The organism is Flavobacterium sp. DG1-102-2 (assembly GCF_033042555.1).
Taxonomy (GTDB): Bacteria; Bacteroidota; Bacteroidia; order Flavobacteriales; family Flavobacteriaceae; genus Flavobacterium.
The window spans coordinates 1-19,493 of the sequence record NZ_JAWLIK010000018.1 but is presented as its reverse complement, the minus strand read 5'-3'; the positions used below and the strand labels follow the sequence as shown (position 1 = coordinate 19,493).

Genomic DNA, 19,493 nt, shown 5'->3' with positions numbered 1-19,493 from the left:
GGTCAAACAAGGCAATACCGTCTTTGTCAGGGTCTGCAGCAGTAAGATTATGAGGCTGGCTTATGTTAAACCCCGCATATGGAGGAATTAAAAGTACGTAACTCTAAAAACGTTTTAGCTCCTAAATTAAATCAGCCAATGTATTCATCACTTCCCTAGAACAAATAGTTTTAATCTTCTTTCGAAATTAATAGTTATTTTTTAAATAATAATTATGAGTATATTTTTCTCGTTTATTATTACTCACTATCCATTTTTAAAGGAAAATGTAATCTAAATCTTAAAATTGATTATGCGTAAATAGTGATATTTTGGATAAATATTTATTTATTGTATCAAAAGTGTAATTTTTTTTTACGTCCTAATTTATTGCTAAAAAAAAACAAACTTTTAAGAAATAATTCCTCCCTTTTGTTTTAACTAAATGATAATTAGTTACTCAACTCTTAAAATGTTTTTAACTGTTAACATAGTTTAAGAATATTTTAAGAATTAATGAAAGAAAATACCTATTTTATATATTATGTTTTAAAGCAGATTTGTTACAAAGTATTCAATATTTTAAGACTATAGCTTGATTTTATTTAAGATAATGGATACATTTAATAAAGTTCACAGCCATATTTTATTTTTTAACATTATGAGTCTAACGCATTTTAATCATCTCGTTTTGTTGTAAAGTATTGATGTTTAGTTATTTATGTTTAATCTATAATATTTAATTTATGAATAATGCGCGAATAATCGATGAATAGTAATCTAAATTATTGATTACCAAAAATTTACATATTGATATTGTTTAATATTGTACGAGATAAATGAAGTTGATACTAAGTTTTCTCTTCAATATTATGAGGAAGTTTAGTTAAATGTTTTAAAAGGGGGAATATGAAACGATTTTACATGCTTCTGGTTATGCTGTTATGTTCCGCAGCATATTCACAGTTACCAGATTTTAATCTGAGTTTAACCAAGACTGACGAAACCTGTCTTGGAAATGGATCAATCACTTTTACGGTGACAAACAAATCACCAAATTCTGCGATGTTATATAAGGTTTACGTTCTACCTGATGTAACAAATCCTATTACTATAATGTCCAATACTACTATTGGAAGTTTATCTGCGGCAACTTACAAGGTTGTTGCTATCCAGTCTTTAGGGAATCAATCTAACAGACAGGAGAAAACTATTACAATAGATTACAAAGTTGTTCCTTTTAGTTTTGATGTTTCAACATCAATGCAGCATTGCGATGCAGGCGGGGATGTAAATGTCATAGCTACTTCAGGAACGCTAGCGTCTTGCGAAATTTTATCGGGACCGGTAGTAAGGCCTTTACAAACTTCAAATGTTTTTAATGACCTTCCATCAGGAACATATAACATCAGGGCATTTGATATATGTGGTGTCGCAAAGGTTAAGACGTATACGCTTACGGTGTATACAAGCGACCTGAATATATCAGAGACATCATATCCCGAAGCCAAATCGGTTATATGCGATTCTATTAAGGTTATGAATATAATAACGCCAACTGCCGGTGTAATTGCATATCCGATAAGTGTAGAAGCAAAATTGTCTCCATTAAGCATAGGTGGAGATTCAATAACAATAAATCAAACCTTTCCATCTGGAGATCCGGGTATCCTGGCGGTAACTATGACCGTACCAAGATACATGACAGAATCGTACACTTATGATCTAAAGGTTATCGATAAATGTGCTAAGATATATGAGAAGAACGATAATACCGTTGACCCGAATATAGATTTGGTAGTAAGCCCGGGTAAAGCGCCATGTGCTGAAAAATATTTAAAACTTAATGCCTCAAAATTTACCACGTCTTACAGGGTAAATTTTATAAGTACTCCGGAAGGTTTCACTCCGACGGCTTACAATCCATTAGGATCAGGGCCGTTTACGACACCAAGTATTCAATATGGTAGTGCTGAACATACTGTTCCGTTTGGAGAATATATCGTTGAGATAACAGATCTTTGCGGTAGAAGGGCTATAGACACTTTAAATGTAGTATTTGAAAAACCTGAGCCATCTAAATATGCTGTAAATAATGGTTGTTTTTCTGAATTTGGTTACATAAGGGTAAGCCTTCCGGAATCTAAAGTGGTTTCTGCAAATATTATTGCAGCGCCATCTACTTATCCCTTGGCATTGCCATCAAATATAAATCTAAACATTACTACTGAAGGTGGCCTGGCACTTAACAACATGCCATTAGGTGGCTATACAATTGCATTTACAGATGATTGCGGTTTCACCTACGAGATTTATATTAACGTGCCTCCCTATGTTGAGCAGCCGTTTTTTATAAGAGCATTACCATCGTGTACGGCTCAATTTGGTACAGTGAGCGTAGGCAGCGGAAACGGTATCCTTACAGCAGCAAGTGTTATCAGTGCTCCTTCAGCGTTTAACCACAGCCTTCCGTATAATGTAAATTCTAAAATCGCAGCGGACGGACGTTTATACATGAATAACTTACCCCCGGGAACATATATATTTAAAGCTACAGATATATGTGGGGTTGTAAAAGATCAGGAAGTAATTGTAGAAGGTTACACTGGTCCGGGAGAAGTGTTCACTTTCACTCCAAACTGCGGGTCGTACTCAGTTTCAATTGAAGACAATAGTAACGGAGAGGAGAATGCTCAGTTTTGGCTTCAACAATACAATGAAGTTCAAAAAGCGTGGATAAATCCAATTTATGGTGTGCCTTATGTTGAGGGCGATGTTCCTACTGCTAATACAGGTATAGGACTGAACAATCACCAGGTGCGTAACAACTTTGAGTATAGCGGGCGAATGAGGATCATGAAGAACTTCCAGTGCTATGGCGACGGCACAGCCACGAACACAACATGTGTTGATGTTATTGGCGAATTCAAGTATTCTGAAACCCTGGCTATCACGGCGGCTTACACGCTTGCCTGTATGGGAGAGCCTAATGATGTTATCCTGGAGATTAAAGGCTATCCTGTATCATACAAGATTACAGCTAAAAATGGGCAGCCATTTTTAGTGGATAATGGTACAAACAACATTTTTAATGACCTTGAGCCGGGAGAATATCTTTTTCAGATTGAAGATGCATGCGGTAACATAGATATAAAAGGATTTAATGTGCAAAACCTTCCGTCTATTGCAGATGCAACACAGCCGGATGATATGATATTTTGTACGGATGCCGGTACATCTGGAGAATTTGAATTTCACCTTACCGACCAAAACGCTTTAATACTAGGGCCTTTACATAGCGCTATGTACACTATTAGTTATCACCTTACTCAGGAAGAAGCTGATAATAATACAAATCCACTGCCGGAATTTTACCATAACCTAACTAGCGGACAGGTAATTTATGCAAGGCTTGTACATAACGAAATTGGCCTTTGCCATGGTACAACATCGTTTAAACTGTTTGTGGCAGAAAAGCCTGAGCCTGTAATTACTACAACAGGGGTGATATGTAATGAGGGTATGGTTGTTCTTACTGCAGATGGAGGTTATAAAAGTTATGTATGGTCTAACGGCAAAACAGGCAGGACAATCTCTGTTGATGAGCCGGGAGTATATACAGTAACTGTAGAAAAAGCATATGGCGACAGGGTTTGCGAAGGCTCAACCAATGTCGAAATAATAAAATCTGTTTCCCCGACTATCGTTAAGATAGATACATCAGACTGGACAAGGAACGAGAATACCATTACGGTACATACTGAAGGATCGGGCAATTTTGAGTATTCACTGGATGGTACCTCTTACCAGGCAGAAGATACTTTCAACGGTCTTGAGACAGGCGTGTACCAGGTGTTCGTCCGGGATGCAAACGGGTGCGGCGAAGATGTACAGGAAATAGTGCTTCTTGATTACCCAAATTTCTTTACACCTAACGGCGATGGCTACAACGACACATGGCGTATCGAATACTCTATTAAAGAGCCGCATCTCAAAGTGGATATCTTTGACAGGCAGGGCAAACACTTAACATCATTTGGCCCTACAAGTGCCGGATGGGATGGTAAATTTAATGGCGCAGACCTGCCATCTACCGATTACTGGTTTGTGGTAACAAGAGAAGACGGCAGATTATTAAAAGGGCATTTCTCTATGCTGCGTTAATTTGGTTAGTTTAAATACAAAAAATCCTTCGCCGTGGCGAAGGATTTTTTATTAGGTATTAACTTCAAGGTCTTTAATATAATCTTCATATTCGTAAAAGAAGCGTTCAAAGGCATCCATGTTCTCGTTGAAAAAGTCGAATATCTCATTCCACGTTGCTTTGTTGTACAGGCTAATGCCTCCTGTTTTTTCAACCCATACACGGCTTATAATCTTTCCCGTTTCAAGATGAAAGTTTCGCTCCAGCACGGCATCGGGTAAAAATTCATCATGAAGAATGTTCTTTAGCGATTCTATCTTTTCGAAGTAAATTTTGCGCTTCTCTTCATCTTTAGGTTCAATGTCCAGCATAACCTGCGCCTTTTTATTATCTACATAAAATTTAAATGATACGTCTTTGATCTTTGTATCATACAATAACCATTTTCTCGGGTAGGCTTCGGCGAATGCCGTCCAGAATTCTTTTTTTATGATTTGGGCTTCGGCTTTACTAAACATAGGCTTGCGGTTTTTTGAGTGCTTATAATTGAGTATCTTTATGGTAAATAAGATTAATGCAAAAATGCTTTTTACCGAATTTATACAATACGTACCAAAGATAGTAAATCAACAGCTGCCAGCTTTGTCTGCCCACTTAAAAATGGCTCCGGCATCGCGAATTCCTACTTTAGCTCCCGATTATTATAAAGATAACAACCCAAAACGATCTGCTGTAATGATGCTTTTTTATCCAAAGGATGGAATGGCACATTTAGTACTTATAAAGCGTAATGCGTACGAAGGCGTGCATTCTTCGCAAATATCGTTTCCGGGAGGGAAGGCCGAACCTGAAGATACTAACCTTGCTGCAACAGCTGTACGGGAGACTTTTGAAGAGGTAGGGGTAATACCGACAGATATTGATGTGGTTATGCCGTTTACCGAAATCTATATTCCGCCAAGTAATTTTTTAGTAGCACCTTTTTTAGGGCTTAGTATGACCGAACCGCAGTTCATGGCAAATCCCGACGAAGTGGTTGAGATCATACCGCTTTCGCTGGATGTTTTTCTGGATGATTCCATAGTGATAGAAACCGAGATGCAAACCACTTTAGGCAAAATGACTGGTGTACCTGCTTTTAAAGTGGGTGAACACGTTGTTTGGGGCGCTACTGCAATGATTCTCAGTGAACTTAAAGAAACGATAAAAAGCGTATTATAATGCTGGCGTTTTCGTAAGTTTGCTCTTTATATTCTATTAAAATTTATGGGTTTATTTAAAAGAAATCCTTTTGGACATATATTATTCCTAAAAAAATGGTTAATCCGTGTTTTTGGGATACTCACACACAGGCGTTACAGAGGCTTTAACGAATTATATATTGATGGCTCTGAAATAATCAGGGCACTGCCCGACAGGAATGTGCTATTTATTTCTAACCACCAAACGTATTTTGCCGACGTTGTTGCCATGTTTCATGTGTTTAATGCCAGCCTTAAAGGCCGTGAAGACAATATTAAGAATGTAGGCTATATTTGGTATCCAAAGCTTAATATCTATTACGTAGCTGCCAAAGAAACCATGAAAGAAGGCCTGCTGCCGCGAATCCTGTCGTATGCAGGAGCTATTACGGTTGAAAGAACATGGAGGGCAAAAGGGCAGGAGGTACAGCGTGAAGTAAACCCTAACGATACAGAGAACATACGCATAGCGCTGGAAGACGGATGGGTAATTACTTTTCCGCAGGGAACAACGAAACCTTTTAAGCCTATCCGAAAAGGAACAGCGCATATTATTAAACAGCATAAGCCGATAGTCGTGCCGATTGTTATTGATGGTTTCCGTCGTTCGTTTGATAAAAAAGGGCTGCGCTTAAAGAAAAAAGGTATCCTGCAATCTTTTATAGTAAAGGAGCCGCTTGATATTGATTATGAAAATGAAACTGTAGAGCAGATTGTTGAAAAAATAGAATATGCCATAGAACAGCATCCATCATTCCTGAAAGTTATTCCGCCTGAAATTATAGAAGTACAGGAGGAGCTTAACAAGCAAAGGCAATGGAATTATTAAAATCAGAAAGAGCAACCGTGAGGTTGCTCTTTTTTACTTTACAGCTTCAACTTTATAACCTTTTTTACGAAGCAGCTTGATTACGCCTTCGTCTCCGGCAAGGTGGGCAGCACCTACCCCAAAGAACGTTGGTTTTTCTTCGGCTGCTTTCTCAATTTTCGGTATCCAGTTTTTATTCCTGTTAGTAAGGAGTACATCGTTATGGTCAGAATACATTGGGTTTTCGGCATCGTTCATCATTGCCATAAGTGCGTTTAGGTCCTTACGTGCATAAGCATCCATCATAAGTTTAAACTGGCCTTTACTTTTATCAATGCCTTCCTTTGCCATCTTAACGAGTTCCTTCATTTGGTCTTCGTAGGGAATAACATCAAACACATCCATTTGTTCAGATACTGTTTCCAGTCCGTATACTTCTTCCTTCTGCTCAGCAGACACCTTTGCCAATTCACCCTCAAACGACTGCATAGGGCAGCCAAGCATAGCCGGATATACCATTGCAGATACTATAAAGGGCTTCATGGTATCCATCATGCTTAAAGGCATTCCTGAATTAGCCTTTACAAATTCGCTTACCAGTGCATAATCTTCTTTGCTAAGCAATGTGCTTATCTTTTTGCCGTCCTTCATCATTACCATCCCCATCATTTCTGCCTGCATGTTTGGGTCATCGGTATCAAGTTCAAGGTATAATTGTTTTGTGGCATCCAGCGCGTTAAGTATGTTTTTATCAAGCGTGGCGTCACAGGTAATGTGTATCGTTCCGTACAGGTAGGATGGCTTGCTTAATCCGTTACCTGAAATTTTCCACAGCAGGCTGTTTTCAAGCGCTTGAGCAGTAACAGTAAAAGAACAGAATGCTATTGCGGCTGTTATAAATAATTTCTTCATTGCTAAAAGTCTATCTTTTTAAGTTCATTGTAGTTCTTTTTAAGGCGTTTAAGCAGTAATCCGTAAAGAAGCCTGTAGAATAGCCATAACAGCCCGGCAAACACCGCAATGCTAACAGCTACTGCTGCAAAATATACAATGCATACTATAAAGAAGCGCCCTTTAGCTTCTGCCAACTGAAGGGTATTGATCATTTCCGGCTCGTTATTGAAATAGAGGATAAAAATTGCTACAAGCAATATTACAATGAAAGTGATCTTGACAAAAATGTAATTAGAAACCGTTTTTCTGGTTTTAAGAATGTTAGCCATAAGGTTCTGCACCTTATCTGTAGTGGTAATCTTTTTATAATTGATATAGAACAGGCAGAAGAAATAAATCATGATACCATAATCTATAACTGTTATGCCGGTAACCATGTAATCGTTAAAATACTCTTCTATAGAGCTGGTGCTGGTATTGTCGTTAAGCAGGAGCGTAAGTCCAAGGAAAAAAGCAAATTCCAGTATGCTGATAAGAAATATCCATTTTACAACAGATGTCGAGTTTTTATGCAGCATAGCATAGATTTCCTTCTCAGATACCCTGGGGAATTTATTTTCGTTTTTCTGCCAATCCTTTTTTAATAGATCTAATTCTTCCATTGTGTGTCCTTACGGATTTAATATCGTTTTCAGTTTGCCTTTTATCCTGTTCATTTTTACGCGGGCGTTTACCTCGCTAATGCCCAGTGTCTCGGCTATCTCGGTATAATCTTTGTCTTCCAGGTACATAAACACAAGTGCCTTTTCTATGTCGTTGAGCTGCTGCACTGCCTGGTACAGCAATTTTATATGCTCCTCTTCTTCGTAGTTGTATTCGTCCTGGTCTATTTTGTGCAGCTTATTGTCAAACTCAATAGTATTTATCGATTTTGTTTTTTTACGGTAAAGGGTAATGGCTGTATTAAGGCCCACGCGGTATGCCCAGGTAGTAAATTTAGAATCGCCCCTAAACTGCGGAAAAGCTTTCCAGAGCTGTATGGTAATTTCCTGGAACAGGTCTTTATGCGCATCTTCACCATCGGTATAGATGCGGCATATCTTGTGTATCAGGTTTTGATTTTCCTGAAGCTGTTTCACAAACGACCTTTCAAGTTCTGAACTCATAAAGCATAAGTAGGTAAAAAAGACAATTTGTTACAGGCAGATGTTATAATTCTTTGTCCTTATAATAATTTATAAGCAAACCAACGAATTTGCTGTAGGTTTCCAGTCCGTCTTCCTGCTTGTTTAGCTTAAGGTAATTGTCGTAAAAATATTCGAAGATTGTTTCTACAAACGATTTATATTTTTTATTGAATTCCTCGCTTTCCTTAAAGTTTGCTTTTATACCCGGTAGTACAAGCTTTGCCAGGCTTTTGGCCTTTTTTTCGTCAAGTTTATTTATGTTCCTAAGGCAGTATTTAAGTGCCATGGTATAACCGGCATACTTAAAATAAAGGTCTTTGTTGTGCGTAGCGGCCATGTAACCAATAAAATTAGCTTCACTTTCGCTGGCATAGCCAATCTGGTGCGACATTTCGTGGCAGGCAGTAGCAGGAAAACCATACCGCGGAAGCTTATTGTTTACCTGTGCCTCGTTTGTAAAAGGGTTAAGATACCCGCCAAAACCCATATACGAAAGCGGTACACTCATAAGGGATGACTTGATACTCTCGTGCTTAAAGGCAAAGTAGGGGAATTGTTGTTCCATTTCGCTATACCCATCTATTGATTTTACATATATTTCCTGAACGGTATAGGGAACAACAACTTTCAGGCTGTCATTTTTTTCAATCTGACGGTGCATTGCATTGGTCTTCGCAATGATCTTTTTGGTAAAGGCAACAAGTTCTTCGGTAGTATACTGTTTGTCAAAACCCATCTTTTCATTAAGTGGAATGCGATGGTAGTTCATGGCCCACAGTAAATGAAACAAAAAGTAAAATACAGAAAAGGCACTTAAAATTTTAAGCCCATTATCGGCGTACTGCTTTTTCCATGTCTTTCGGGTTTTCCACAGCCATCTAACGGCAAAAAACAGTACGATGCCATATATAAGGTCGCCAATTGAAAATCTGAATAATCCAAAAAGAAGGCGTTCACCTTTGCTGATTACCGGAAACAAGCCATTGCTGTAATACCGCTCTACAAATTGCGGGAACAGCGACAGGATATTTATTATTATGATCTGGACTAAAAGTAGTAACGGCAGTATATATTTTTTCTTCATCAGGAAGGGATATTCAATAGCGGATTGTAAATATAAGTAGTATTTTTGTATGGATTAATTAAAATTAGCCCAATGAAAAAGTTAGATGCTCCCGAAAAGGTTATTTTTATTTGTGATGGAAAGAAATGCGGACACTACAGCAAAGAGCTGCGCAAGGGTTTCAGGATAGAACTGAAGGAATGCGGACTCAAAAAAGAGGTTGACGTAGTGCGTATGACCTGTACCGACAATTGTAAGCATGCCCCCGTAATTAGTATTCAGCCTAAGAATATATGGATGGGAGAAGTAGAAGAAAAACAAATTTCGCGTATCATAAAAGATTATTTTTCATAGCTTTATCAAAAAAAGCGATGAGAAAGATTACAATTTACGTGTTTATCATGGTTTTATTTACTGCCATGAAATGTGACGACGATTTTGTCTCAAAAAGTACAAATGGCAGGGTTACAGGCAGAGTCTTTGACCAATGGAATAATATTCCGTTTGTGAACATGAAGCTGGCTATTGCCGAATATAATTATAAATCGCACGGCATTACCGGCGAAGAAGTATTTGTACAATATCTTACAGATACCACGACAGATGCCGAAGGTTATTATGATGTAAGTTTTGTGACCAGCGGTAAAGGAGACAGGTATTACGTTGTGCCTCTTGAAACAGATGAATCTGTTTTTACCTATTATTACGAACCAGAGCTTATTAAAGTTTATCTTAATATAGATTCGGCAGATATTAATTTTCTACACTTATATCCCTGCAGTCTCAAAGTAACGGTAGCAGATGATCTTTCTAACTTTCCCATAAAGGTCGCAACAGATTTTCAGCCTTATACAATAGCTGACATTACAGAAGCGGGCAGCGAAGTTACCAGACAGCTGCATATCAACAAAAATGCGCCAACCACATTGTATTTCTATAAGGGAACGCAGCACGCAGTTTTTACAATACCTGTTACAAATACTACCGATGCCACCGAATATTCTGTCAATTTAAGAAATGAAGATTTTAAAGATATGTAACTGTTAGCCTATGTTTATTATGGGCAGTGAAAATATTTTTGATGTTTCATTTCCGGCTAAAGTTTAAGGAGGCAGGTTTTGTCACTTTAACGTATACCACTACCTTTGTATCAAACTACAAACACAAATAAATGAGCCAGGAAATAAGAAACCTTGAGCCTAAAGCGCTTTGGAACAAATTTGCCGACCTTAATGCGGTACCGCGTCCATCTAAAAAAGAAGAAAGGGTAATCGCTTTCATGAAAGACTTTGGTAAGCAGTTAGGCCTTGAAACTATAGAGGACGAAGTAGGTAACGTGATCATTAAAAAGCCTGCCACAAAAGGCATGGAAAATCGTAAGACCATAGTTATGCAGAGCCACCTTGATATGGTACACCAAAAAAATGCAGCTACGGTTTTTGATTTTGATACCCAGGGTATTGATATGTATGTAGATGGCGACTGGGTACGTGCAAAAGGCACAACGCTTGGTGCCGATAATGGCCTTGGTGTTGCTACTATTATGGCAATTCTTGAAAGTACCGATATTGCGCATCCAGCTATTGAGGCTTTATTTACCATAGACGAAGAAACAGGCATGACGGGGGCAATGGGCCTTAAAGGCGGACTGCTTAAAGGTGAGATCCTTTTAAACCTGGATACTGAAGAAGATGATGAAATAGATATTGGCTGTGCAGGTGGTGTAGATGTTACTGCCACCCGCGATTACCACGAAGAAGAAGTCCCTGAAAACTCTGTTGGATATACCATCACCGTAAACGGGCTTAACGGAGGACACTCCGGTATGGATATTGACAAGGGATTAGGTAATGCCAACAAAATAATGAACCGCCTGTTATTTGACAGCTTTGAAAACTTCGGTCTTCAGATTGCTGAGATCAATGGTGGAAGCCTTCGCAATGCCATCCCAAGGGAAAGTGTTGCAAAGGTGATAATTTCTGAAATTTTTGACGAGGCTTTTGTGTTTGATATGCAGGAAGTCATCAACGATATAAAAGCAGAGTACAAGACCACTGAACCTAACCTTGCCATAACTATAGAAAAAGGCGAACTGCCTGCTAAAGTTGTAGAACTTGGCGTTCAGGAAGGACTTATCCGTGCGCTATATGCTGCCCTTAATGGCGTTTACCGCATGAGTGCCGATATGGCCGACCTTGTAGAAACGTCTAATAACATTGCAAGGGTTATCGTGAAAGACGGCAGTATACATATAGGGTGCTTAACACGTTCGTCTGTAGAAAGCTCTAAGTTTGATCTTGCCAATGCGCTTCGCTCTACTTTTGAGCTTATCGGCTGTGAGGTTACCTTTGGCGGTTCGTACCCGGGATGGACACCTAATGTGAACTCTCCGATACTTGAAGTACTAAAAGAGATATACGAAAAACAAAACGGAACACAGCCTGCGGTTGTTGCCTGCCATGCCGGCCTTGAGTGCGGTATATTAGGCACCAACTACCCTGATATGGATATGATCTCTTTTGGCCCTACCATTAAAGGGGCTCACTCTCCTGATGAAAGGGCAAGCATAAAATCGGCTCAGAAATACTGGAAATTTGTTCTTGAGATATTAGAGAATATTCCAACGAAATAGTCGTAAAGGCCAAAGTTTACAGTCGAAATCTCAATAGATTTGCGGCTTTAAAATAAATTTGAAACCCACTTGAAAATAAGTGGGTTTTTTTATGCGTAATTGTAAACAAATCATATAATTTTAATACGATTTTACGTTACAGCTAAAAACCTCCAACATCATGAAACACATCTTTTTACTGCTGGCACTTTCGGCAGTAGTCGCCTCCTGTTCGAATAAGGCAGAACACGTGGAGAAGGCCTTTTATTACTGGAAGAGTAATGAGTGGGGACTTACCGAGGCAGAAGATTCGGCGGTAAAAAAAATAAATCCGGACAAGCTTTACGTTAAGTTCTTTGAAGTGGCGCGTGACGAAATGATGGGTAATATTCCGGTTGCGAAATCGCAAGTTTTCAATTATCCGAAATTTGAATATGACGGCATTACAGCTATTCCTACAGTGTATATTAATAATGATGTGTTTATAAATAGTTCTGATAAGGAAATTGACAGCCTCGCTGTCAATGTGAATTTCCTTATATCAAAATATTACAAAGAAAGATATTTGGCAGACAAGCCCAAAGAGATTCAGATGGACTGTGACTGGACCCCTAAAAGCCGTGATAACTATTTTAAATTTCTCAGAAAACTGAAGAAAGCCGCAAATACTACATTAAGCTGTACATTGAGGCTGTACCCTTATAAATATCCGAAAAAAATGGGAGTGCCCCCTGTAGACAAAGTAATGCTGATGTGTTATAATCTTGTAAATCCGTTGCAAAATGAAGATACAAATTCCATTCTTGATACAGAAGAACTTTCCAAATACCTAAATAAGAAAAGAAAATATCCGCTGCATACAGATATCGCCCTCCCTGTATTTTCCTGGATGCAGGTGTACCAAAATAAGAGATTCAAAGGGTTGATTTATCCGGAGGCGGCTTCGGTAAAAAAAATACTAAAGCCGGTCAGGCCGTTGTGGTATGAGGTAATAAAAGACACGGTTATAAATGACCATTACCTTAGAACGGGTGATTTAGTGAAATATGAAGAGATAACTTCGCCAAAAATAAAGATGGCGATAAAAATAATTAAAGAAAATGTAGCTTTAGATAAAACAATCACTGTAGCACTATATCATCTTGATGAAAAAGAACTTAACAAATTTTACTATGAAACACTTATTGGTTTTTACAGTTCTTTTAGCGAATAGCTTTTTGTTTAAGCTCAATGCCTGCGGATTTTATCCTTGGGGTGAAGAAGTGCGCTTTTGTTATCTAAAGCCCAAAAGCTTTAATTTTGACGATGGTTATAATTACTTTAACTACACATCAAACTGGTATGATTACGAAAATTATTCTAATGACGATCATTCTGATGGGGATTACGCAGGAGTCAATTATTATAAACCAAATGTAAGCTTGTGGCAGGAGTATTGCAATGGCAAAGTGTCCTATGATGAGGTTGTGCAGGCAATATACAAAATTGAACTAAAAGATGTAAACGAGCATTCAAAGAATGGCATGCTTCGTTATCTGTATGTTAAGAAGGATACAGAAGCTATAGATTACATTGTTTTCGCTAAAAAATGTGAACAATATACCTGGAACAATGTTGACCCCTGGGAGAAGAATCAAAATAAAGATCTAAGTTCAGTAGCCGCTTTGGTAAAAGAAGCTTCATTTAAGGCAGGCAGCATTAAAAATAACCAAATAAAGAGAAGATACCTTTTCCTGAGGGTCAGGCTTGATTTTTACTACGGTAAGTCGGCAGAAATTGTAAATACATATAACAGGTATTTTAAAAAAAGCCAGGATAAAGACTTGTTGTACTATTGGGTAATGTTTTATTATACACAGACAGTTTCTAACCCTGCCGAGCAAAATTATTACGCAGCACAGGTTTTTGCTCACGCCGCCGACAGGCGTTTTGTTGTAAGGAGTAATTATGACAGAGACATAGCTATAGAGGAAACACTGCAATTTGCGCAGACTAAAGAAGAAGCTGCTAATATCTGGTTGTTACATGGTGTACGGATTACAGGTAAAGGGATAAAATACCTAGCCAATATCTATAAAAACGATCCCTCTTCAAAAGGACTTGAATTTATGCTTTTACGTGAAATAAATAAGCTTGAAGACTGGATACTTACACCTCAGTATTCACTTTTTGAACCTTCTACAAGAGCCGATTATTGGGAAAATAATAACGCACAGCGAATATTAGAACGTGTAAAGGTAGATCGACAATACGCCGATGATATGTTGAAATTTATCAATACAGTAAAATTTTCTGCAACAAATAATCCGGTATTATGGCGGATGGCTCAGGCCTATGTTGCCTTTATGGCACAGGAGAATGAACAGGCTGTCACAGCGATAAACAAACTGAACACCGAAATAAATGAAGAACATCCTTTATATGAATCTTCAAAGCTTATTAAAGGATTAGTGCTTGTAGCAGCGCAAGAGCAGGACAAAGCTATAATTCCGGATGAGGTTAAGCGAGTTATCTTAGAGCAGCACAAAAAAGGCAATCTAAAATACCTTTTCGGCATAGGTCGTGAACTTGAGAATAAGGGAAATACGACTTTGGCCTGCCAAATATTTTCTAAATGTGATGTAGATAATGAATCCAATGACTGGCGGGATTCTGCAAACTGGAGGGGAAGAAACAATATTGTCTACACATATACAGATTATTACTGGAACTACATCTCATACATAGATGGCTGTTATACAATTGCGCAAATGCACGATATTATAAGGTACATTAATTCTACGGCTAAAGAATCGGAATTTGATAAATGGCTTAGTAAGAACACAAAGATGCAAAAGAGTGAGTTTTATAAAATATTAGGCGCAAAATACCTTCGTGAAAATAGACTACGGGAAGCCCATGATGTGTTTAAAAATATAGAGGAAAAAGGGGACTATGATTTTGCTGAAAATCCTTTTTATAAAATAAAGAATACTCCTGAGTTTACCAATCTTTACAATAAGAATAAAAAGGTTACAAGAGCCTACATTATCGATAACCTGATGAAAGTTATAGCCAGGGCTGAAGATAAGTCTGAAAAAAACAGGGATTACTACTACTTTCTTGCAGGGAATTGTTATTATAATATGAGTTTTTTTGGCAATGTCTGGAACATAAGGAGAAGATTTATGTCAGGAAGCCAGAGCTATACAGGATTTTCAGATGATGATGAGTTTTTTCAATGCAAATCGGCTGCAAAATATTATGCACTCGCTTATAAAAATGCTAAAACTGAAAAATTCAGGGTACTATGCCTTAGAATGATGAGCGAATGCGAGCGTAACAGGCTTTACAATGAAAACGACAAATACTGGAGATACAATGGCAGGTATGATTATGAAGCAAAAAGAATTAATAGGTATGATGTGATGTTCCACAAGCTTTATAAAGATGATTATGAAGAGTTAACATCTAACTGCACCGCATTTTCAGATTATTTTAAAGCCAGGCGTTAATTAACACTAAACATATGCAAGAAATTAAAGATTTAATGGGCAGGATAAGCCATCGCGATAAACTGTCAAATTAGGTAAACGAAAATTGCTCGGCCGTTGCCTGAATAAGTAATAGAGACGTTGTTCAATCCGCATAGGCTGTCATTGTACTAATCCTATTTCTATTTCTATTTCTATTCTATATCAACACTGTACTTATTTAATAAGCCGGGTAATCCCTGTAGCGAGAATTTTGCTTTTTTAATACGATTTTGTTCGGGGTCAAAAGAGTAGTTGATGGAAGACCTGAAGTCTGCTTTTTCAAGTATACTGTTTTCAAAAATAGCATTGCGCAGGTCGCATTCATTAAAGGCAGCATTCGTTAAGTCGGTTTGAACAAAATCAACTTCCTGCAGGTTACATTTTTTGAAGCGGATATTTTTTAGTTTCAGGGCATAAAACGAGGACAGGTTAAGCTGGCATTCGTTAAATTGCATCGTCATTAAGAACGGATCGCTTACACTGAAATTGAAGCCCGTCATTTTGCAGTTCCTGAAATCTACCTCCTTAAAAGCAGTTCCTTTGGCATTGACCATGCTAAAGTTACAGTCATTAAAATTACACTCGGTAAAAACAATGCCTGTAATATTAGCTGATGAAAAATTACAACCGTTAAAGGTGCAATTGTCATATTCGGCAATTGTCAAAGGTGATGAGGTATAATCCTGCCTGTCGAAAACTGTATCCTGGATGAGGTTCATGTGCAAATATTTTGATGGCTAAAGTACTAAAAAACCCTGCCGTGGGCAGGGTTTTACTTAATATTGATGATAGATTTTTACTATCAATACCTATAGAATTTATTGATTGTTAGAAAGGATATTCTCTTTTCTCTGGTGCTCATTTACCTTCTCCTTTTTTCTCATGGCAAACTTTTGGGTAGTCGGTTTACCATCCTGCATACCTGATATTTCGGCAACTAAAGAATCATTACCTACCTTATTGTAAATGATCTTGTTCGGAAAGTCGTGTTTCGGATTTTCAAATACAAGTTGGTTTTCATTTGCCGATGTCATCTCAAAACTCACGGCTTCGCCTTCATTTTGATTAGGTACAGTTACAATATAATTCAGCTTACCTGCAGATTCTACTAATGTAACAAATTCGTAATAGCTTATCTGGCCGTTCTTAACGAAGTATGCTTTACTTTTTAGCACCGAATCATTGGCTTGTTTCCAGGTTTCCCCAAAGTTTGGTTCGTCCGTCGTATTTTGCCAGTTGCCAATGAACCATTCGGCTTTCTTAATCTGGGTAAAGGATTTTGTAGTTTCTTCGTTAGGAGATGTATTTTCTTTTTTACACGACACCAATAGTGATGCAATTGTAAAAGCTAAGATAATTGTACGTTTCATAGTTATTGATTTGGATGGTAAATATACAAATCCAATTTAAAAAGCTTCGTTACATAACTCAATGTTAATACTAACGGCAGCTTTCATACCTGTTTCAACAGCAACAGCAACGGCACGTCCCTGCGTGGTACAGTCGCCAGATGCAAACACGCCCGGCACATTTGTTTTCTTCATTTCGTCAACTTCAATAAGTCCCTGCTCGTTAATGTTACAGCCCAGATCTTCAGCAATGAATGTATGCTGTACGGCAGGTATCTTGGCATACATCACTGAGAAATTAAGCACGTTGCCATCCTTTAAAGTAAAGCTTTCCAATTGGCCGTTTGTATGCTGTACGCTTTCAATCTCGGTTTCAATAATGTCCACATTATGCTTTTTGAATTTAGCAGCGATTTCGTCGCTAACGATAGATTTGCCGTTGGTAAACAGCGTGAGCTCTTTCGTCCACTGTAGCAGCATCGGCAAAAAATGCTCGGCAATTGGGCCATTGGCTAAAAGTGCGGTCTTTTGGTTCCTGACCTCATATCCGTGGCAGTACGGGCAATGGATTATGGATATACCCCAACATTGGGCAAAGCCATCAATATCTGGCATTACATCTTTTACGCCCGAGGCGATCAGTAGTTTTTTAGCCGAATACTGCTCACCACTTTCGGTTACAATTTCAAATCTGTCAGCTTGTTTATATGCTTTTAGAGCCTTATCGTTTACAAAGGTAATAGTAGGGTAGGCGAGCACCTGTTTTTTGGCCTTTGCCGAAATAGCAGCAGGGGTTTCGCCATCCTGCGTTATGAAGTTATGCGAATGCGGCGTCTGCCTGTTGCAGGGTTCGCCTCCATCTATTATGAGTGTTTTTTGAGATGCCCGGCCTAATGCCATACCGGCTGCAAGGCCAGAATAGCTTCCGCCAATTATTATTGCTTCGTAGTCGTTCATGGATAGTATATTACATATTAATGATTTGGCAAATCTAAATAAATTTCGTATTATTGCAACTTAATTGCATTAAATAAATGCAACTAAATTGCGTTAGCGAAATGAAAAGAAGGAACACCCCGGCAAAAACGGCTATTTTAACGCTCCTTAAAGATGCAAATGCTGCACTTAGCCAGGAGATGATAGAAGCCGACCTTAAGGGCGAAATGGACAGGGTAACTATTTACCGTGTACTTAACAGCTTTTGTGAAGACGGTATCACGCACAAAATACTTGCAGACGATGGCAAATACTATTTTGCACTTTGCCACAGCTGCAATGAACACAGCCACGATCACGACCATTTTCACTTTAAATGTACTGCGTGCCAAAAGGTTGAGTGCCTTGATGAGCAGGTAACAGTTCAGCTTCCAATAGGTTACGTTCAAAAAAGCATTACCAGCTGGGTGAGCGGCCTTTGTAAAAACTGCGCTGCATGGGCATAGTTTTTGTATAGGTATACTGTGTTGAGAATCAAAAAAAATACGTAATTTTGCACCTCCAAATAAGGAATTAAGATATATGTTAGACAGGTTAATGATAATAAAGCAGCGTTTTGATGAGGTTTCTGACCTTATCATCCAGCCGGATGTAATTGCCGACCAGAAACGCTATGTACAGCTTAACAAAGAATATAAAGACCTTAAGGCTCTTGCCGAAAAGCGTGAGGAGTACTTAAAGGTTTCGGGAAACATGACTGAAGCCAACGAAATCATTGCCGATGGCAGCGATGCCGAAATGGTAGAAATGGCTAAGATGGAACTGGAAGAAGCAAAACAAAGGCTTCCTCAGCTTGAAGAGGAAATCAAGTTTCTGCTTATACCTAAAGATCCTGAAGATGCTAAAAATGTAATGGTAGAGATACGTGCCGGTACCGGTGGCGACGAGGCCAGTATATTTGCAGGCGACCTTTTCAGGATGTATACAAAATACTGTGAAGACAAGGGCTGGAGAACCAGCGTTGTAGATATGAACGAAGGTACTTCGGGTGGCTTTAAAGAGGTTATCTTTGAAGTTAACGGAGAAGACGTTTACGGAACACTTAAGTTTGAGGCAGGCGTACACCGTGTACAGCGTGTACCTCAAACCGAGACTCAGGGGCGTGTACACACTTCTGCTGCAACGGTTATGGTGCTTCCTGAAGCGGAAGAGTTTGATGTACAGATTGACATGAATGACGTTCGTATCGATTTCTTCTGTTCATCTGGTCCGGGCGGGCAGTCGGTAAACACGACTAAATCAGCTGTCCGTATGACACACGTTCCCACAGGGCTTGTGGCGCAGTGCCAGGATGAAAAATCACAGCATAAAAATAAAGACAAAGCTCTTATAGTATTGCGGTCACGCCTTTACGAAATGGAACTTGCAAAAAAACAGGAGATTGATGCTGCAAAACGTACCTCTCAGGTGAGCAGTGGTGACCGTTCGGCTAAAATCCGCACGTACAACTACTCACAGGGGCGTATTACAGATCACAGGATAGGATTGAGCATGTTTGACCTTGATGGTTTCATGAACGGAAACATCCATAAAATGATCGATGAGCTTCAGTTGGTAAACAATACAGAAAAGCTTAAAGAAAGCGAATATTAATACTGAATCCCGCCAACTGGCGGGATTTTTTATGCAATTGACTAGTCCTAAAATAGGTTGACTATTTTTGATTATACAAATTTGGTAAAAGTTCAGGCATTTTCAAGATGTCT

At 38.6% G+C, this 19,493-nt stretch carries 18 protein-coding genes; 10 read left to right on the top strand and 8 right to left on the bottom strand.

From position 1 onward, the window contains the following. The first annotated feature begins 888 nt into the window (after positions 1-888). A complete protein-coding gene (locus R1T16_RS18315) occupies positions 889-4,143 on the top strand; it encodes a T9SS type B sorting domain-containing protein (protein WP_317502589.1) in 3,255 nt (1,084 codons plus the stop codon). A 51-nt stretch (positions 4,144-4,194) separates the two neighbouring features. On the opposite strand, the gene R1T16_RS18310 is transcribed toward R1T16_RS18315, so the two are convergent. Then, positions 4,195-4,641 (bottom strand): DUF4268 domain-containing protein, encoded by a 447-nt coding sequence (locus R1T16_RS18310; protein WP_317502588.1) that lies wholly within the window; start codon positions 4,639-4,641, stop codon positions 4,195-4,197. Between the two features lie 40 nt (positions 4,642-4,681). On the opposite strand from R1T16_RS18310, the gene R1T16_RS18305 reads away from it, so the two are divergent. After that, positions 4,682-5,344, top strand: a complete 663-nt coding sequence (locus R1T16_RS18305) for a CoA pyrophosphatase (protein ID WP_317502587.1) — start codon at positions 4,682-4,684, stop codon at positions 5,342-5,344. A gap of 45 nt (positions 5,345-5,389) precedes the next feature. Next, the gene (locus tag R1T16_RS18300; RefSeq protein ID WP_317502586.1) at positions 5,390-6,193 is read left to right on the top strand and encodes a lysophospholipid acyltransferase family protein; all 804 of its coding nucleotides are present in this window, start codon (positions 5,390-5,392) and stop codon (positions 6,191-6,193) included. 33 nt (positions 6,194-6,226) lie between these two features. Here R1T16_RS18300 and R1T16_RS18295 read toward each other — a convergent pair whose 3' ends face one another. The 4 genes from R1T16_RS18295 to R1T16_RS18280 are packed head-to-tail and all read right to left on the bottom strand — an operon-like array spanning position 6,227 to position 9,337. Continuing rightward, on the bottom strand, positions 6,227-7,084 hold the full coding sequence (locus R1T16_RS18295) for a TraB/GumN family protein (protein ID WP_317502585.1): 858 nt from the start codon (positions 7,082-7,084) through the stop codon (positions 6,227-6,229). A 2-nt stretch (positions 7,085-7,086) separates the two neighbouring features. Beyond that, positions 7,087-7,728, bottom strand: a complete 642-nt coding sequence (locus tag R1T16_RS18290; protein WP_317502584.1) for a hypothetical protein — start codon at positions 7,726-7,728, stop codon at positions 7,087-7,089. A 9-nt stretch (positions 7,729-7,737) separates the two neighbouring features. Further along, positions 7,738-8,232, bottom strand: coding sequence for a sigma-70 family RNA polymerase sigma factor (locus R1T16_RS18285; RefSeq protein ID WP_317502583.1), 495 nt, complete (start codon positions 8,230-8,232; stop codon positions 7,738-7,740). A 43-nt stretch (positions 8,233-8,275) separates the two neighbouring features. Beyond that, positions 8,276-9,337: a DUF3810 domain-containing protein gene (locus R1T16_RS18280; RefSeq protein ID WP_317502582.1), complete on the bottom strand. Its 1,062-nt coding sequence runs from the start codon at positions 9,335-9,337 to the stop codon at positions 8,276-8,278. A 72-nt stretch (positions 9,338-9,409) separates the two neighbouring features. Between R1T16_RS18280 and R1T16_RS18275 the strand changes: the two genes are divergently transcribed. From R1T16_RS18275 to R1T16_RS18255, 5 genes are all read left to right on the top strand, one after another. Continuing rightward, positions 9,410-9,670 (top strand): (2Fe-2S) ferredoxin domain-containing protein, encoded by a 261-nt coding sequence (locus tag R1T16_RS18275; protein ID WP_317502581.1) that lies wholly within the window; start codon positions 9,410-9,412, stop codon positions 9,668-9,670. Positions 9,671-9,687: 17 nt separating this feature from the next. Beyond that, entirely contained in the window at positions 9,688-10,356 is a 669-nt protein-coding gene (locus R1T16_RS18270; RefSeq protein WP_317502580.1) for a hypothetical protein, read from the top strand. A gap of 131 nt (positions 10,357-10,487) precedes the next feature. Continuing rightward, complete coding sequence (locus R1T16_RS18265; RefSeq protein ID WP_317502579.1) at positions 10,488-11,948, top strand: aminoacyl-histidine dipeptidase; 1,461 nt, start codon at positions 10,488-10,490, stop codon at positions 11,946-11,948. 160 nt (positions 11,949-12,108) lie between these two features. Next, positions 12,109-13,140: a hypothetical protein gene (locus R1T16_RS18260; protein WP_317502578.1), complete on the top strand. Its 1,032-nt coding sequence runs from the start codon at positions 12,109-12,111 to the stop codon at positions 13,138-13,140. Further along, positions 13,100-15,421: a hypothetical protein gene (locus R1T16_RS18255; RefSeq protein ID WP_317502577.1), complete on the top strand. Its 2,322-nt coding sequence runs from the start codon at positions 13,100-13,102 to the stop codon at positions 15,419-15,421. The genes R1T16_RS18260 and R1T16_RS18255 overlap by 41 nt, the downstream gene beginning before the upstream one ends. 173 nt (positions 15,422-15,594) lie before the next feature. Here R1T16_RS18255 and R1T16_RS18250 read toward each other — a convergent pair whose 3' ends face one another. From R1T16_RS18250 to R1T16_RS18240, 3 genes are all read right to left on the bottom strand, one after another. Beyond that, positions 15,595-16,161, bottom strand: a complete 567-nt coding sequence (locus tag R1T16_RS18250) for a pentapeptide repeat-containing protein (RefSeq protein ID WP_317502576.1) — start codon at positions 16,159-16,161, stop codon at positions 15,595-15,597. A 99-nt stretch (positions 16,162-16,260) separates the two neighbouring features. Then, positions 16,261-16,812: a DUF6265 family protein gene (locus R1T16_RS18245; protein ID WP_317502575.1), complete on the bottom strand. Its 552-nt coding sequence runs from the start codon at positions 16,810-16,812 to the stop codon at positions 16,261-16,263. A 36-nt stretch (positions 16,813-16,848) separates the two neighbouring features. Continuing rightward, positions 16,849-17,748 (bottom strand): NAD(P)/FAD-dependent oxidoreductase, encoded by a 900-nt coding sequence (locus R1T16_RS18240; protein WP_317502574.1) that lies wholly within the window; start codon positions 17,746-17,748, stop codon positions 16,849-16,851. 101 nt (positions 17,749-17,849) lie between these two features. Between R1T16_RS18240 and R1T16_RS18235 the strand changes: the two genes are divergently transcribed. Both R1T16_RS18235 and prfA read left to right on the top strand, forming a co-directional pair. Then, the gene (locus R1T16_RS18235; protein ID WP_317502573.1) at positions 17,850-18,233 is read left to right on the top strand and encodes a Fur family transcriptional regulator; all 384 of its coding nucleotides are present in this window, start codon (positions 17,850-17,852) and stop codon (positions 18,231-18,233) included. Between the two features lie 76 nt (positions 18,234-18,309). After that, positions 18,310-19,380 carry a peptide chain release factor 1 gene (gene prfA / locus R1T16_RS18230; RefSeq protein ID WP_317502572.1) on the top strand — a complete coding sequence of 357 codons (1,071 nt, stop codon included), beginning with the start codon at positions 18,310-18,312 and terminating at the stop codon, positions 19,378-19,380. The last annotated feature ends 113 nt before the right edge of the window (positions 19,381-19,493 follow it).

Bases quoted from the DNA above. Each gene is read 5' to 3' on its own strand.
- R1T16_RS18310 (WP_317502588.1), bottom strand. From the start codon at position 4,641: ATGTTTAGTAAAGCCGAAGCCCAAATCATAAAAAAAGAATTCTGGACG.
- R1T16_RS18285 (WP_317502583.1), bottom strand. From the start codon at position 8,232: ATGAGTTCAGAACTTGAAAGGTCGTTTGTGAAACAGCTTCAGGAAAAT.
- R1T16_RS18240 (WP_317502574.1), bottom strand. From the start codon at position 17,748: ATGAACGACTACGAAGCAATAATAATTGGCGGAAGCTATTCTGGCCTT.
- R1T16_RS18265 (WP_317502579.1), top strand. From the start codon at position 10,488: ATGAGCCAGGAAATAAGAAACCTTGAGCCTAAAGCGCTTTGGAACAAA.
- R1T16_RS18250 (WP_317502576.1), bottom strand. From the start codon at position 16,161: ATGAACCTCATCCAGGATACAGTTTTCGACAGGCAGGATTATACCTCA.
- R1T16_RS18315 (WP_317502589.1), top strand. From the start codon at position 889: ATGAAACGATTTTACATGCTTCTGGTTATGCTGTTATGTTCCGCAGCA.
- R1T16_RS18245 (WP_317502575.1), bottom strand. From the start codon at position 16,812: ATGAAACGTACAATTATCTTAGCTTTTACAATTGCATCACTATTGGTG.
- R1T16_RS18255 (WP_317502577.1), top strand. From the start codon at position 13,100: ATGAAACACTTATTGGTTTTTACAGTTCTTTTAGCGAATAGCTTTTTG.
- R1T16_RS18305 (WP_317502587.1), top strand. From the start codon at position 4,682: ATGGTAAATAAGATTAATGCAAAAATGCTTTTTACCGAATTTATACAA.
- R1T16_RS18290 (WP_317502584.1), bottom strand. From the start codon at position 7,728: ATGGAAGAATTAGATCTATTAAAAAAGGATTGGCAGAAAAACGAAAAT.
- prfA (WP_317502572.1), top strand. From the start codon at position 18,310: ATGTTAGACAGGTTAATGATAATAAAGCAGCGTTTTGATGAGGTTTCT.
- R1T16_RS18270 (WP_317502580.1), top strand. From the start codon at position 9,688: ATGAGAAAGATTACAATTTACGTGTTTATCATGGTTTTATTTACTGCC.
- R1T16_RS18300 (WP_317502586.1), top strand. From the start codon at position 5,390: ATGGGTTTATTTAAAAGAAATCCTTTTGGACATATATTATTCCTAAAA.
- R1T16_RS18280 (WP_317502582.1), bottom strand. From the start codon at position 9,337: ATGAAGAAAAAATATATACTGCCGTTACTACTTTTAGTCCAGATCATA.
- R1T16_RS18275 (WP_317502581.1), top strand. From the start codon at position 9,410: ATGAAAAAGTTAGATGCTCCCGAAAAGGTTATTTTTATTTGTGATGGA.
- R1T16_RS18295 (WP_317502585.1), bottom strand. From the start codon at position 7,084: ATGAAGAAATTATTTATAACAGCCGCAATAGCATTCTGTTCTTTTACT.
- R1T16_RS18235 (WP_317502573.1), top strand. From the start codon at position 17,850: ATGAAAAGAAGGAACACCCCGGCAAAAACGGCTATTTTAACGCTCCTT.
- R1T16_RS18260 (WP_317502578.1), top strand. From the start codon at position 12,109: ATGAAACACATCTTTTTACTGCTGGCACTTTCGGCAGTAGTCGCCTCC.